The organism is Flavicella sp. (assembly GCF_037132785.1).
Classification (GTDB): domain Bacteria; phylum Bacteroidota; class Bacteroidia; order Flavobacteriales; family Flavobacteriaceae; genus Flavicella.
Window position 1 is genome coordinate 1 of record NZ_JBAHZZ010000057.1, and the last position, 15,393, is coordinate 15,393.

The following is a 15,393-nucleotide window of genomic DNA, read 5'->3' on the forward strand; positions in this document are numbered from 1 at the left end:
GCAATATAAGTTTTAGCCTTGTTCTCTTGTAATAATGTCTCAATTACAACACGTTCTTTTAACGATAAGCGGCTATGTGTTTTTGTTTTCATACAACAAATTTAAGATTTTGATTTGTTGCGTTAAGTTCTTGAATTCAAGATGGCTATAAAACCTTTGTCCTTACGATAAACAAAAAACAAGCGTCAAAATAGTTGTTTTTTTACTTTCATTTTACAAATTTAATATTTTAAACTTGTTGTGTTAGGTTATTGAAAGGAGGTTAGTCTTTGCTTTACGAGCTGTTTGAAACTTAGTTATTCGTTTAAATTTGATTAATCTACCCCTTGCGTATTCATTTTAACTCTATAAATTGAAGTACGGGCAGTAATATAAAGTTGATCTCTGTTCTTTCCTCCAAAACAGATATTAGAAGGTTTTTCGGGTACTTTAATTGATTCTAATAATTCACCTAAAGGAGAAAAAATGTCCACTGCTTTTTTTCCACTCGTGGTAAAATATATGTTTCCTTCTTTGTCAATTGTCATGCCATCACAACCAAATTCAATAAAAAGTGTTTTGTTTTCCAATGATCCATCTTCTTGAATATCATATTTATATGTTTTTTTGGCTTGTGCGTCTGTCACATAAAGTATTTTTTCATTTTGGGTTCCAAGTATGCCATTAGGTTTTTCTAAATCATCACATACCCTAACAACTGTTGAGTGGTCAGGGCTGATATAATACACGTGCATGCCATCTTGGTTTAATTCTTTATCATTTTTTCCATATTTGGGATCGGTGAAATAAATTCCACCTTTTCCATCTGGCCATAAGTCATTGGGTTGGTTGAATCTAACGCCCTTATAAGTAGCGGCAATAATTTTGTGTTTTCCTTCTGGACTTATTGAAGTAATCTGTCCTTTTTCACCTTCACAGACTAGTAAATTTCCTTTTTTATCAAAATACAAGCCATTTGCACGTCCGCTGTTTACCCGGATTGTGTCCAATTGTTCATCTATTGTCCAAATCAAAATATGGTGATTAGGAATATCAGTAAAATAAACATTTCCCTCAGGGTCAACCGCAGGACCTTCAGTAAATTTAAAATCACCAGCCAACTTTTCTACCTTATAAATAGTTGCTAATTCCGATTTAACTTCTTTCTTCTGTTTTTTTGATTGATTTGCACAAGATAAAATTGTTAAAGTAATCAACATGTATGATAATTTTTTCATCTTAAACTTATTTGTTGTTTTATGGTATCTAACAATAAAATTATTGTAAAAAACTACGTTCTTGAACCAGATAAATTTTGTATCAATAGTTTTATCATCAAAAATATTGATAAAGTTAGTATAAGTATTTTTGTTATTTACTTGGGCTCAATTTATAAACGCAACTTCTTAATTAACAATAATTTATTCATTACAAATATATGAGTTTTTAATTGATGTCTTTTTCCATTGTCAGAAGTTTTTGTACATAGAATAGTGAGATCAATCTATCAGTAGGTAAATTGTAGTTTTTTACAGAATAAGCATCTCTGATTTTAACGTTTTTCATCTTTAGCGTACCTCAATATCTATCGTTTATGGTTACGCTTGTTGATGATTTTTTCCAATCACTGTGTCTGTTTCTAAATATTCAATTCGTTTTTTAGGGTTGCTGTTTTAGACCGTTGGTCAATTTTTTACACTTCCTTTAAAAAAACAATAAAAATCGAAACCCTCTAATAGTTGGGTTTAAATATGGATTTAAGTTGTTATTTGTCTACATGCGCTCAAGTAATGCCATATAAAATCCATCAAACCCGCTTTCGGATGGTAAAATAGTTTTATGTCGAATTAATTTGAACTCTGAATTTGATTCTAAGAATTTTTCAACTTGATTCTGATTTTCTGATGGAAGAACAGAACAAGTAGCGTATACTAATTTTCCGCCTTTCTTAACTAATTTTGAATAGTTCTTAATGATTTCCTGTTGAGTTTTTCTAATATTATTGATGAATTCAGGTTGCAACTTCCATTTTGCATCCGGGTTTCTTTTAAGAACTCCTAAACCAGAACAAGGAGCATCAATAAGAACTCTATCGGCGCTGTTATGTAACTTTTTAATAGTTTTTGTAGATTCTATAGGTTTGGTAGTAATATTATGAGCACCGGCTCTTTTTGCACGTCTTTTGAGTTCTTTTAATTTTCCCGCATAAATATCCATGGCTATTATAGTACCTTTATTTTCCATTAAAGCTGCTAAGTGTAATGTTTTCCCACCTGCACCAGCACAAGTATCAATTACACGCATACCAGGTTTTACGTCTAAATACTCAGCTACTAGTTGAGATGATGCGTCTTGAACCTCAAAAAGCCCACTTTTAAATGCATCTGTTCTAAAGACATTTTTACGTTCTTTTAAAATAAGAGCGTCTTTAAACCTTGGATCAACAAGAGTTTCTATTTCATTTTCATTTAGGCTTTTTTCTAAATTGATTCTAGTACCTCTTAATGTATTAGTTCTTAAAACAACAGGAGCTTGTATATTTAATGCTTTAATTTCTTTATCCCATTGTTCTCCAAGTTCAGCAACACCAAGTTCATCTAACCAATCAGGAATTGATTCTTTGATTTTTCTAACAGATTGTACTTCATCAAATTTCCCTTTGATACGTCTAATGGGAGCATTTGTGAAATATTTCCAATCTGGTAATTCAATGCCTCTAAGAACAGCCCAAACAGTAAATAGTTTCCATAAATTTTCACGAGAGTAGTGATCTTTTGTTTCTGCAATTTCATTGTATAGACGTTTCCACCGAACAATTTCATAGATTGTTTCTGCTACAAATTTCCTATCTCTGGCTCCCCATCTAGGGTCTTTTTTTAGTGCAGATTCAACTGCTTTATCTGCATAAACGCCTTCGTTAAATATTGAATTTAAAGAATCTATAACTGTAAATACTAAATTTCTATGTAAACGCATTGTCATTAATTTGGAAGAGCAAAGGTACTTAAATCAAACGGTTGAACGGAAAACTATCTTTTCTTTTTAGAAAAATCACAAATAATTACTTTTTCTATGTTGTAAAAAGACTTAAAGACAAATGGATAGTGCTTGGGCTTGTGAAAATAACCTTGTATTGGAGCAAGTTATAACAACTGAAAAACCTTATGAAATTATTACAAGGTCAGAATTATTAAACATTCTAGCGAAGTTCTAATAATCCTCTAATTTTCCTTTAAAAGTTGAAATATACTATATGATTTGTCTGAAATTATAATTGCTACAAATCACTTTTTTAATATTGTTTTACTATTTCTGATATTTTCTTAATAGGCATACTAGTATTGCTTCGTTTGAGTTTTTTTCTTTTGAATGGAATAAAGTGGGATTCCAGTTGTTTCTTTATGTAAATCGTTACAACTTATACAGTTAGGATATGGTTTATTTATAAAAAAGTATGATTCTGCCCTGAACTATATAGGGGAACCCTATACAATCAATTGTAATTTTGTAATTTTGGAAAAATAATTGACTTATATACCAATGCCAGACTTTAATATACCTATATCTTATCTAAAAGGAGTTGGTCCAGCGAGGGCAGAGTTATTGTTGTCTGAATTACGGATTAAAAAGGTGGAAAATTTGTTTTCTCTGTTTCCTGTTAGATATATAGATAGGAGCAGGTTTTATATGGTTAACGAGTTAGAGCCAAATTCTTCGGAAGTACAGTTAATTGGACAAATTTCTAATTTTAAGACGATACATCAAAAAAAAGGTTCGAGGATATCTGCCTCTTTTAAGGATTCAACGGGTAGTATTGAGTTGGTTTGGTTTAAGGGAGTTAAATGGATTAAAGATTCTATTAAAGAAGGAAAGACCTATGTGGTTTTTGGTAAGTTGAATTTTTATAATGGTAATTTTAGTATCGCCCATCCAGAGATTGAATTACTTGCTTTATATGAAAAAGGACTACGACCAGGAATTCAACCTGTTTATCCATCAACTGAAAAATTAAATTCTCGTGGTATTACAAATAAAGTGTTATGTACTATTATTGAACATTTGTTTAGAGAATATTATGGGAGTATATCGGAATCCTTGTCTTCTGAGTTAATTGAGGAATTTCAATTTTTAACAAAAAAAGACTCTTTATTAAATATACATTTTCCTAAGAACCAAGAATATTTAACTAAGGCTGAAAATAGATTGAAGTTTGAAGAGTTGTTTTTTATTCAAATAGGATTGCTTCACCGGAAAATAAACGTTCATCAAAAAATAATTGGTTTTAAGTTTTCAGGTATTGGAACTTATTTTAATTTGTTTTATAAAACCAAATTGACTTTTGAACTCACAAACGCTCAAAAAAGAGTTTTGAGAGAGATAAGGAAAGATTTAGGATCAGGAATTCATATGAACAGATTGTTACAAGGAGATGTTGGTTCAGGAAAAACGATTGTAGCGATTTTATCAATGCTGATTGCGTTGGATAATGAATTTCAAGCAACCATTATTGCTCCGACGGAAATTTTGGCCATACAGCATTTTAATTCAATTCATGAGCAATTATCAGATATTGGGGTTACTGTTTCTTTACTTACGGGTTCTACGAAAACGAAGCAAAGGCGTGAAATTCATAAAAGTTTAGAAAACGGTGAGTTAAATATACTTGTGGGAACCCATGCGATATTGGAGGATAAAGTGAAATTTTTGAATCTTGGATTGGTGGTGATAGATGAACAACATCGTTTTGGGGTAGCACAAAGGTCTAAAATGTGGATGAAAAATATTAAACCACCGCATGTTTTAGTGATGACAGCAACTCCTATTCCTCGAACTTTAGCTATGAGTGTATATGGTGATTTGGAAGTTTCTGTGATTGATGAATTACCTCCTGGGAGGAAGGAAATAAAAACAGTTCATCGATTTGATAAGAATAGATTGAGAATTTTTAAGTTTATGAAAGATGAGATTTCTAAAGGTAGACAAGTGTATGTTGTATATCCGCTGATCGAAGAATCTGAAGCCATGGATTATAAGGACTTGATGGATGGATTTGAGAGTATTTCAAGAGAATTCCCTGTGCCAAATTACCAAATAAGTATTGTGCATGGTAAAATGAAACCTGCTGATAAGGAGTATGAGATGCAACGATTTATTAATGGAGAAACACAGATAATGGTAGCAACTACCGTTATCGAGGTTGGGGTGAATGTGCCAAATGCTAGTATTATGGTGATAGAAAGTGCAGAGAGGTTTGGTTTGTCTCAGTTGCATCAATTAAGAGGGAGAGTTGGGAGAGGAGCAGAGCAGAGTTTTTGTGTTTTGATGTCAAGTTATAAATTGTCTGAAAATGCAAAAAAAAGAATTCAGACTATGGTAGCAACTACAGATGGATTTGAAATAGCAGAAGTAGACTTGAAATTAAGAGGGCCAGGAGATTTAATGGGAACTCAACAAAGCGGTGTATTAAATTTAAAAATTGCCAATTTGCTAAAGGACACAAAAATACTGCAACAAGCAAGAATAGCTGCAATAGAAGTTTTAAAAGACGATCCATCATTAGTAAAAGAGAAAAACAAAAATATCTCAATTATTTATAATAAGATTTCTAAAAAATCTAGTCTTTGGTCAAATATTAGCTAGCTATTCTTACGGAATATGTTTAGTGCTTTATTAAGATGATCTGAAAAGGATAGTTTTTCATTTTCATGATAGCTGTAACCATATCCATAGCCGTACTCATATGCATATTTTCCGGTGGTAGAAAAATCATTCAAAATGTAACCGATATTTTTCACTTCTCCATTGATGTATTTGTTGTCAATCATCTTCATCATTCCTTTTTTGGAATAACCTTGTCTGATTATATATATGTTAGCGTCAGTATATTTTAAAAGTTCTAAAGCATCAGAGACTAACCCTACTGGAGGAGTATCAATAATTATATAATCATAATTAGATTTTAGCTCTTTAAATAATTTAATAGTGTGATCGCTTAAAATCAACTCAGATGGATTTGGAGGTATTGGTCCTGAAACAATTAAATCCAAATTAGGAATTTTCGTTTTATGTGTAATTTCCTTAATTGTCTTTTGATTAATTAAATAATTAACAATACCAATTTTATTGTCAACCTTAAAATCATCATAGATTTTTGGTTTTCTTAAATCAAGTCCAACTAAGATTGTTTTTTTTCCACTTAAAGCAAAAGCGGTTGCCATGTTTATGGAAACCATTGTTTTTCCTTCTCCACTTACTGAAGAAGTAAATAAAATGGTTTTGTTTTCTCGAAACGTATTTTCTTTTGATGACGGTATTAGGAATTTTAAGTTAGACCTCAATGCTCTAAAAGATTCTGCTACAGAAGATTTAGGTCTATCAAAAAGCACTAAATTACTTTTACTTGTGTTTTTTCCAATCACACCTAAGACAGGGATAGAATACAATTTTTCTATTTCTTCAACAGAGTTGATACTGTCATCAAGTAATTGTTTTATAACGATATACATCAAAGGAAACAATATGGCCAACATGATTGATACTAGGTAATTAAATGAAGTTCTTGGTCTAGATGATCCTTGTCCAACATCTTTTGCTTTGTCTAAGATTTTAATATCAGAGACATTTGCTGCAATAGCAGTTCCTGCTTCGTAGCTTTTTTGTTTTAAATAGGTGTAATTGTTTTCTGTTTGTTGATAATTTCTAGAGTATTTTATTAACTCTTGTTCTAGTTTTGGAATTCTTTTTAACTCTTGATTTAGTTTGCTAAGTCTTTTGTTTAAAATTGCAATATCTTTTCGTTTTTTATCTTTCAGGGAACTAAGGTTTTCAATGACTATTTTTTTTCTAGAAGTAATTCTATTTTGAATATCAATCATTTTTGGATGATTAGCCGTTACTCCTGCATCTTCAAGTTCGTTTTTTAATGTTACAAGAGTAATTAATTCTTGTGTATTTAAAACTGTAGTAGGTTCGCTAATTTCAGCGATTGTTGGAGCAGGGATATCTTTTGTTCTTTGATCGTAGGAAAGAAGGTAATTTCTTAGGGTTTGTATATAGTCGATATCTCTATTTTTAAGAAGTAATACATCGTCTATTTTTGTGATTTTTTCGAGAATTCTAGTCCCTTCAGATTCAATATTATATAAATTTGTTGAATCTTTAAATTTAGATAATTCAATTTCTAATTCAGCAAGGTGTTTTGCTTCATTACTGAATAGAGTGTCTATATAATTTTTAGTTTTAATTGCATAGGCAATTTTATATTGTTTTTGATCGTTTCCTAAGACTTCTACAGATGTGTTTAGGTAATCTATAATTCGATCCTTGTTTGGTCCTGAAAGAGAAAGGTCAAGTAAAGAGGTTCCTGTTTTAAAAGTTTTAATATATATGTTACGATACTTAGCAACGATACTATTGATGTTTTTAAATCGTATAAAATATTTTTGAGATACCTTAAAGTTATGTTTTTTTTCTATTGTAAATTTACTAAAAGGGGTTGTTATAGTATCTGATATATCAAACGTTTCTTCGTAAATTAAGTGAGTAGGAGTGTATGAAATTTGATTTTGATTATCATATTCTATAAGTTGTTTTGAGGATTCAATAGTTGCAAAATCCACTTTTACCCTAACTTTATTATTGTCTATACACTGAATCTCAATAAGGTGATTTGCCAATTGATAGTCAGAAGTATTCGTGATTATTTCAAAAGGAATTCTGCCATAAACATCTTCTAGTCTGTACTTTCCTTCTTCGAGGTATTCAATATAATATTTTAATTTTGTAACTACTTTTTCATTGTGAGTTCTAGATATAAAGTTAGCTTTAATTGCTTCTACATTATTGCTAGTACCTCCCCAGTTAAAAGCAATATTTGTACTTGAAGAGAATAATGGGTTGTGCTCTTCTTTTATATTAATTGTAGTATGTATAGTATATGATTTTTCTTCGTATCCATTTTTAAATTTGGCAATGCTTAAACCTATAATAATAGTAATAACAAAAAGTTTCCAATGACTAATTATTGTGTATAGCAAAGATTTAAAATCTATTGAGTTCTCTTCCCTAGAATCGATGTTTGAAGAAGGTTTGGAATTCATAAAGCTGTATTAAAATGATTTTATTAATAATATTGTTGTTGCAATAATAGAAAACACAGAAGCAAGAGTTGTAAATGTTTGTAGTCCAGTTGTTCCAATTCCCCAAGATTTTGTTTTTATAGGATTGATATAAACAATATCATGTGGGAGGATATTAAAAACCTCTGAATCAAATACATCTATATTGGTGATGTCAACAGTGTATTTTTTTATCCCATCTAATTCTTTTCTCAATACTTCAACTTTGGTTCTATCACCAGTATCCATGATGTCGCCTGCATTTGCAATAGCCTCTATTAGATTTACCTTATTTTGATAAATGATATGTGTGCCAGGGGAATCAATATCACCAAGTATGGTATATTGGATTCCAGCAAGTTTTACATTAACAAAAATATTCTTATCAAATTTGAGATAATATTTTAATTCGGATCTCACCTTCTCTCTTACCTCTTCAATCGTATATCCTAAAACGTTTAGATTTCCTATATATGGTAGTCTAATATTTCCATGATCATCAACAGTATAACCTGTAAAATATAATTGATCTCCATTGAGGTTGTTAGAAAAGTTAGAGTCGCTAGAATTACTGCTATTAAATAAAGCAACGAGTTCTTCGTCTTTTGATTTTAAGGTTATCGATATAATATCGTTTGTTTGTAACTTGTATGGAATGTCGTTTACTTTGTGTATTTCTTCTTTTTTAATTGGTTCTCCTTGAAAATAAACTAGTTTTTTGTGTGGAACACAAGAGGTTAGTATTACTATGTATATAATTAAGAATAGCATTTTGTTCATAGATACTTATTTTAAAGATTTACAAATATAATTTTTATTGGTTATAAACAACGGATTTTCCTTTACTTTTGCTGTTAATAAAAGGTTTTCTAATGTTTTTTCATTTTAAAGAGTATATAAAACATCTTACAAATTCTTGTAATAAACACGGAGTACATTCTCCGTTTGTGTATGATTTTATAACAAAATGCCTTTATAAAAAGGCATCAAAAGAGGACGTTTCTTTTTTTGAAAAATATAGATTCAATCTTAAAACCTCTTCTAAGGTTGTTTGTATTGAGGAATATGGTGCAGGTTCAAGAGTTTTTAAAAGTAATATAAGAAAAGTATCTCAAATAGTTGAAGTTGCTGGGATAAAAAGAAAATATGGTTTGTTATTGATGCGAATGATGTCTTATTTTGAGGTGAAAACATGTTTAGAAATAGGAACCTCTTTGGGCTTGGCTACATTATGTTTACAAGCGAAAGAACCAAAAATGTTATTAACGACCTTAGAAGGATGCAAAAACACTTTAGAAGTTGCAAAGGAACAATTTGATCGGTTCGGATTAAAAAACATCAAAGTTGTTCTAGGTGATTTTAAAGTAACATTGCCAAAGGCAGTGAAAAATAATAATTATGATGTTGTTTATTTTGATGGTAATCATACGAAAACAGCTACTTTAGGATATTTTAAGGAATGTTTAAAGGCTAAACATAATAATTCTATCTTTATTTTTGATGATATTCATTGGAGTCAAGGAATGTGTGAAGCATGGGATGAAATTAAAAAACATCCAGAGGTAACAGTTACAATTGATATTTTTCAATGGGGAATTGTGTTTTTTAGAAAAGAACAAAGGAAAGAACATTTTACAATTCGACTTTAAAAATGAGTTTATGAAAATTTACACAAAAACAGGCGATAAAGGAATGACTGGTTTGTTTGGAGGAACTAGAGTGTCAAAATCAAATTTAAGAATCGACTCCTACGGATCGGTAGATGAATTAAATTCTTTTTTAGGACTGATTAGAGATCAGAAAATAGATAAGCATACTTTGGATAGTATTATTGAAATCCAAAAGAATTTATTTGTTGTCGGTGCCGTTTTGGCAACTCCCATAGAAAAGAAAATTTTAAAAAACGGAAAAAAAAGACTTGCTAATACAAAAGTAACTGACGAAATGATTTTATTTCTTGAATCAGAAATAGATTCGATAGAAGAGACATTACCCAAGATCACTCATTTTGTATTGCCAGGAGGCCATAGTACAGTTTCATATTGTCATATAGCTAGGTCAATCTGCAGAAGAGCTGAAAGATTGGTTGTAAAGATTTCGGAATATGAGGAGATTGAGGATAGCGTACTCGTATATTTAAACAGACTATCTGACTATCTTTTCGTATTGGCACGGAAGTTGACTTTTGATAATAAGGCAACGGAAATCAAATGGATTCCTTAGTTAAAAAACAGATATTCTTTTAAATTAATGAATTACATGAAAAAAAACTTGCTTTTTTAATAAAAAAAATTATTTTTGCACAAACAAAAATAATTTTTAGTAAGATGTATTGGACTTTAGAATTAGCTTCGTATTTAGCAGACGCACCATGGCCTGCAACAAAGGATGAATTGATTGATTATGCTATTAGAACAGGAGCTCCTTTAGAAATTGTTGAAAATCTTCAAAGTATGGAAGATGAAGGAGATTCTTACGAATCAATTGTTGAAATTTGGCCAGATTATCCAACGGAAGAAGATTATTTCTGGAACGAGGATGAATATTAGAAAAAAAACAATTATTATCATTTAAAAGTCTCTATTGAGGCTTTTTTTTTGTGTATTTTTGGAGAAGAGTTTTTTTTACTTAAAAGTCATTGTTTATGTTTTTATTTTTGAGTAGGAAACTGTTTAAAACCAATTTTATTTTTAAATAGCGTACTAATAATTTGGATTATTTTTTATTCAGATGAGCAATAAAAATCGAAGCATAGCACCGCTATTGTTTTTTTTTATGTGAAATATGAATAAGAAACGAATTTAACACGTCATTTAAAAATCAAAACGGTATAATATATTAATAGAAACAAAATCAACAACATTTGTGTTGTTTAAAGAAATAAAATTATGAGTATCTTAAATTCAGTTCTTAAAATTTTTGTAGGAGACAAACAAAAAAAGGACTTAAAATTATTACAACCAATTGTAGGTAAAGTTCGAGCTTTTGAAGCCGAGATGAATTCTCTTAGCAATGATGATTTACGATTGAAATCGCAAAAATTCAAACAGTTAATCAAAGAAGCTACAAAATCTATTGATGACAAATTAATAGAACTTGAGGCCGAGGCAATTGAAGCCCATATTGATAGAAAAGAACAAATATTTATTGAAATAGACAGCCTAAAAGACGAAGCATATTCGGTTTCTGAATTGGTGTTGGAAGAAATCATGCCTGAAGCTTTTGCTGTTGTGAAAGAAACAGCAAAAAGATTTACAGAAAATGATGTGGTAATTGTTACGGCAACGGAATTTGATAGAGAGTTGTCTGGCACTAAAGAGTATATTACTTTAGAGGGGAACAATTCTGAATGGGCTACTTCTTGGGACGCATCAGGAACTCCAGTTACTTGGGAAATGATTCATTATGATGTTCAATTAATAGGTGGCTCAGTTTTACATAAGGGTAAGATTGCAGAGATGATGACTGGAGAGGGAAAAACATTGGTTGCAACATTACCAATTTTTTTAAATGCTTTATCAGGTAAGGGTGTACATGTTGTTACGGTAAATGATTACTTAGCGAAAAGAGATGCTGCATGGATGGCACCTATTTGGGAATTTCATGGATTGTCAGTTGACTGTATTGACCATCATCAACCAAATTCTGAAGAAAGAAGAAAAGCTTATAATTCTGATATTACATATGGGACAAATAATGAGTTTGGATTTGATTATTTGAGAGATAACATGGCGCACTCGCAAAAAGAATTGGTTCAAAGGGCACCAAACTATGCCATAGTGGATGAAGTTGATTCTGTATTAATTGACGACGCACGTACTCCATTAATTATTTCTGGAGCAATTGCTCAAGGAGATCGTCATGAATTTAACGAATTAAAACCTAAAGTAGAGGAGATAGAAAGAATTCAACGTCTATATTTAGTAGGCGTATTGGCGGAGGCTAAAAAGTTAATTGCTGGAGGGAACACTGAAGATGGAGGTATTTTGTTACTTCGTGTGTATCGTGGTATTCCGAAAAATAAAGCATTGATAAAATTTTTAAGTCAAGAAGGAATAAAACAATTACTTCAAAAGACCGAGAATACGTATATAGCAGATAATAATAAAGAAATGCCAAAAATTGACAAGGAATTGCATTTCGTTATTGATGAGAAAAATAACTCTATTGAACTTACGGATAAAGGAATTCAACATTTGTCTGGAGAAGGAGATCAAGATTTCTTTTTACTACCAGATATTGGAGTGAAAATTGGTCAAATTGATGATAGCGAAGCTTCGGTAGAGGAAAAGGTTGCTCAGAAAGAAGAGTTGTACAACGACTTTAGTATTAAGAGTGAACGTATCCACACATTGAATCAATTGTTAAAAGCATATACTTTATTTGAAAATGATAAAGAGTATGTTGTCATGGATAATAAAGTAAAAATTGTAGATGAACAAACAGGTCGTATTATGGACGGTCGTCGTTATTCAGACGGATTGCATCAAGCAATTGAAGCAAAGGAGGATGTGAAAATTGAAGCAGCTACCCAAACTTTTGCGACAGTTACTTTACAAAACTACTTTAGAATGTATCGGAAACTTGCAGGAATGACTGGTACAGCGATTACAGAAGAAGGTGAGTTTTGGGAGATTTATAAGTTAGATGTTGTTGTAATACCAACAAATAGACCTTTATTACGTGATGATAAAGAAGATTTAGTTTACAAAACAACGAGAGAAAAGTACAGTGCTGTAATTGATGAAATTGTAAAGTTGGTAGACAAAGGACGTCCTATTCTAGTAGGAACTACTTCCGTTGAAATTTCTGAATTATTATCTAGAATGTTATCACTTAGAAAAATTAAACACAACGTTTTAAACGCAAAATTACATAAGAAAGAAGCACAAATTGTTGCAGATGCAGGGAATTGGGGTATGGTTACTATTGCGACAAATATGGCAGGTCGTGGAACGGATATTAAATTATCTGATAAAGTAAAGGCTGTAGGTGGTTTGGCTATTATCGGTACAGAAAGACATGACTCAAGACGTGTGGATAGACAGTTAAGAGGTCGTGCTGGTCGTCAAGGAGATGTTGGTTCTTCTCAGTTTTATGTTTCTTTAGAAGATCATTTGATGCGTATTTTTGGTTCGGAGAGAATTGCAAAAATGATGGATAGAATGGGGTTAGAAGAAGGTGAAGTGATTCAACATTCTATGATTTCAAAATCTATTGAACGTGCACAGAAAAAAGTAGAAGAGAATAATTTTGGTGTTCGTAAGCGTTTGTTAGAATATGATGATATTATGAACGCTCAACGTGAGGTTGTTTATAAAAGACGTCGCCATGCTTTGGATGGAAAACGTTTGCAAATCGATATTGTAAACATGATTTATGATACATGTTCTTCTATTGTAGTTGCTAATAAAGAAGACGATAATTATACGAATTTTGAATTTGAATTGATTAGTTTCTCTGGAATGGCATCACCTTTTACGAAGGAAGAATTTAAAAGTATATCAGCGGATAAAATAGTAGATGATTTATACGATAGTGTTTATGCACATTATAAAGATAACGTTGTGAGAAATGCTTTAATAGCTTTTCCTGTTATTAAGAATGTATATGAAAATGAAGCGGATAAGTATGAGCGAATTGTAGTCCCATTTACTGATGGTACAAAAACATTACAGGTAGTAACAAACTTAAAAGAAGCATTCGAATCTGAAGGAAAAACGTTGATTAGTGATTTTGAGAAGAATATTACCCTTGCAATTATAGATGAAACATGGAAAGACCATTTACGTAAAATGGATGATTTAAAACAATCTGTTCAAAATGCATCTTATGAACAAAAAGATCCTTTGTTAATTTATAAGTTTGAAGCTTTTGAATTGTTTAAATCAATGTTGGATAAAGTTAATAAAGAAGTTTTATCGTTCTTATTTAAGGGAGAGCTACCAACACAGAATGCAAGTCAAATTTCTGAAGCTCCTGTTAAAAAGAGAGAGAAATTAAATTTGAGCAAAGAAGAAGTTCAAAATATGTCACAGTCTTCAATGCCTCACGATGCTAGAGAGCAAAAGGTTACGGAAACCATAGTGCGTGAAGAACGTAAAATTGGTAGAAATGAAAGAGTAACCATTAAGAATATAATGACTGGTGAAAATAAAGAAGTAAAATATAAACAAGCCATACCGATGCTCGACAAAGGAGATTGGGTTTTAGTAAATAATTAATTGAAAACGGAGTCTTTCGACTCCGTTTTTTGTTTTATCTAAGTTTTATATTTGTAGAATTACAGCTATTGTGTAATTTGAACACTAAAAATAATTTAGCATATGATACAAGTACCTGAGTCTTCTTTGAGTTTTCTGAAAGCCTTAATAGAAAATAACAACCGAGTTTGGTTTGAAGAACACAAAAACGAATTTAAGGAAGAAGAACAAAAGCTAAAAATATTTTATAATTCGGTACTGGAAGATTTAAATGAAAACGACAGTATAGAAAAAATGAAAATTTTTAGAATTTATAGAGATGTTCGATTTTCTAAAGATAAAACACCCTATAAGAATCATAGAGGTGTAAGTTTTTCACGAACAACAGAAAACTTACGTGGAGGATATTATTTAAGAATTTCTCCTGGAGAAAGTATGATGGCTGGTGGTTTTTTTCAGCCCAATTCGGCAGATTTAATGCGAATAAGAAAAGAGTTTGAAACGGATGATACTGAAATAAGAGAAATTATAGCAAATGATAATTTCAAATCTTTTTTTGGGAAGTTGGAAGGAGATGAAGTTAAATCAGCTCCAAGAGGTTTTGATAAAAATCATGCTGCAATTGATTTGATTCGAAAAAAATCATTTATAGTGTCACGGAAATTTACTGATAAAGAAGTCTTAGCTCTTAATTTTAGAGAAAAATTAAAAGAGTCTTATTTAGCGTTAAGACCTTTTTTTGATTATATGTCGGATGTTTTAACTACAGATATCAATGGTGTTTCAGTGTTAGAACGCTAATTATAAGAAAACTAAATCAGTGAGATTTAATTTATGGTACAGGTCTGATATATATTACGTCATTTAAATGTTAAAATGGTGTTATTCATGTTGTTTTTACGGACATAGAAACTAATTTAATCAATCATTTTGATGTTTATTTGGTATAATTAAAGACCGTTGCATAATGCTCTTTTCAGTTTTAGATTTCAATTTTTACTTTTTAAATCTAAAATTTATGTTTTTTTCCTTATTTTCATTGTTTATGTTAGTTATGGATCTCTTTCTTGGTTCATTTTCCTTTAGTTTTTAGA

Annotated in this window: 10 protein-coding genes; 6 read left to right on the forward strand and 4 right to left on the reverse strand. The window is 30.8% G+C overall.

Annotation, left to right across the window (positions count from 1 at the left end):
* Positions 1–314 precede the first annotated feature (314 nt).
* The gene (locus V5787_RS03595; RefSeq protein ID WP_336891907.1) at positions 315–1,217 is read right to left on the reverse strand and encodes an SMP-30/gluconolactonase/LRE family protein; all 903 of its coding nucleotides are present in this window, start codon (positions 1,215–1,217) and stop codon (positions 315–317) included.
* 535 nt (positions 1,218–1,752) lie between these two features.
* The gene (locus V5787_RS03600; protein WP_336891908.1) at positions 1,753–2,955 is read right to left on the reverse strand and encodes a methyltransferase domain-containing protein; all 1,203 of its coding nucleotides are present in this window, start codon (positions 2,953–2,955) and stop codon (positions 1,753–1,755) included.
* Between the two features lie 564 nt (positions 2,956–3,519).
* On the opposite strand from V5787_RS03600, the gene recG reads away from it, so the two are divergent.
* Positions 3,520–5,619: an ATP-dependent DNA helicase RecG gene (gene recG / locus V5787_RS03605; protein ID WP_336891909.1), complete on the forward strand. Its 2,100-nt coding sequence runs from the start codon at positions 3,520–3,522 to the stop codon at positions 5,617–5,619.
* Here the strand turns inward: recG and V5787_RS03610 are convergent.
* Entirely contained in the window at positions 5,616–8,078 is a 2,463-nt protein-coding gene (locus tag V5787_RS03610) for a polysaccharide biosynthesis tyrosine autokinase (protein ID WP_336891910.1), read from the reverse strand. The two genes, recG and V5787_RS03610, sit on opposite strands and share 4 nt — an antisense overlap.
* Positions 8,079–8,087: 9 nt before the next feature.
* Complete coding sequence (locus V5787_RS03615) at positions 8,088–8,876, reverse strand: polysaccharide biosynthesis/export family protein (protein WP_336891911.1); 789 nt, start codon at positions 8,874–8,876, stop codon at positions 8,088–8,090.
* Positions 8,877–8,968: 92 nt separating this feature from the next.
* Between V5787_RS03615 and V5787_RS03620 the strand changes: the two genes are divergently transcribed.
* The 5 genes from V5787_RS03620 to V5787_RS03640 all read left to right on the forward strand — a co-directional run bounded on the left by V5787_RS03620 (position 8,969) and on the right by V5787_RS03640 (position 15,100).
* Positions 8,969–9,745: a class I SAM-dependent methyltransferase gene (locus V5787_RS03620; RefSeq protein ID WP_336891912.1), complete on the forward strand. Its 777-nt coding sequence runs from the start codon at positions 8,969–8,971 to the stop codon at positions 9,743–9,745.
* Positions 9,746–9,755: 10 nt separating this feature from the next.
* Positions 9,756–10,319 carry a cob(I)yrinic acid a,c-diamide adenosyltransferase gene (locus V5787_RS03625; RefSeq protein ID WP_336891913.1) on the forward strand — a complete coding sequence of 188 codons (564 nt, stop codon included), beginning with the start codon at positions 9,756–9,758 and terminating at the stop codon, positions 10,317–10,319.
* 104 nt (positions 10,320–10,423) lie between these two features.
* On the forward strand, positions 10,424–10,645 hold the full coding sequence (locus V5787_RS03630; protein WP_336891914.1) for a DUF2795 domain-containing protein: 222 nt from the start codon (positions 10,424–10,426) through the stop codon (positions 10,643–10,645).
* Between the two features lie 339 nt (positions 10,646–10,984).
* Positions 10,985–14,320, forward strand: coding sequence for a preprotein translocase subunit SecA (gene secA, locus V5787_RS03635; RefSeq protein WP_336891915.1), 3,336 nt, complete (start codon positions 10,985–10,987; stop codon positions 14,318–14,320).
* 102 nt (positions 14,321–14,422) lie between these two features.
* Entirely contained in the window at positions 14,423–15,100 is a 678-nt protein-coding gene (locus V5787_RS03640; protein WP_336891916.1) for a DUF2461 domain-containing protein, read from the forward strand.
* Positions 15,101–15,393: the final 293 nt, after the last annotated feature.

Excerpts from the sequence above, each read along its gene's own strand:
- V5787_RS03595 (WP_336891907.1), bottom strand. The coding sequence starts at position 1,217 with ATGAAAAAATTATCATACATGTTGATTACTTTAACAATTTTATCTTGT.
- V5787_RS03600 (WP_336891908.1), bottom strand. The coding sequence starts at position 2,955 with ATGCGTTTACATAGAAATTTAGTATTTACAGTTATAGATTCTTTAAAT.
- recG (WP_336891909.1), top strand. The coding sequence starts at position 3,520 with ATGCCAGACTTTAATATACCTATATCTTATCTAAAAGGAGTTGGTCCA.
- V5787_RS03610 (WP_336891910.1), bottom strand. The coding sequence starts at position 8,078 with ATGAATTCCAAACCTTCTTCAAACATCGATTCTAGGGAAGAGAACTCA.
- V5787_RS03615 (WP_336891911.1), bottom strand. The coding sequence starts at position 8,876 with ATGAACAAAATGCTATTCTTAATTATATACATAGTAATACTAACCTCT.
- V5787_RS03620 (WP_336891912.1), top strand. The coding sequence starts at position 8,969 with ATGTTTTTTCATTTTAAAGAGTATATAAAACATCTTACAAATTCTTGT.
- V5787_RS03625 (WP_336891913.1), top strand. The coding sequence starts at position 9,756 with ATGAAAATTTACACAAAAACAGGCGATAAAGGAATGACTGGTTTGTTT.
- V5787_RS03630 (WP_336891914.1), top strand. The coding sequence starts at position 10,424 with ATGTATTGGACTTTAGAATTAGCTTCGTATTTAGCAGACGCACCATGG.
- secA (WP_336891915.1), top strand. The coding sequence starts at position 10,985 with ATGAGTATCTTAAATTCAGTTCTTAAAATTTTTGTAGGAGACAAACAA.
- V5787_RS03640 (WP_336891916.1), top strand. The coding sequence starts at position 14,423 with ATGATACAAGTACCTGAGTCTTCTTTGAGTTTTCTGAAAGCCTTAATA.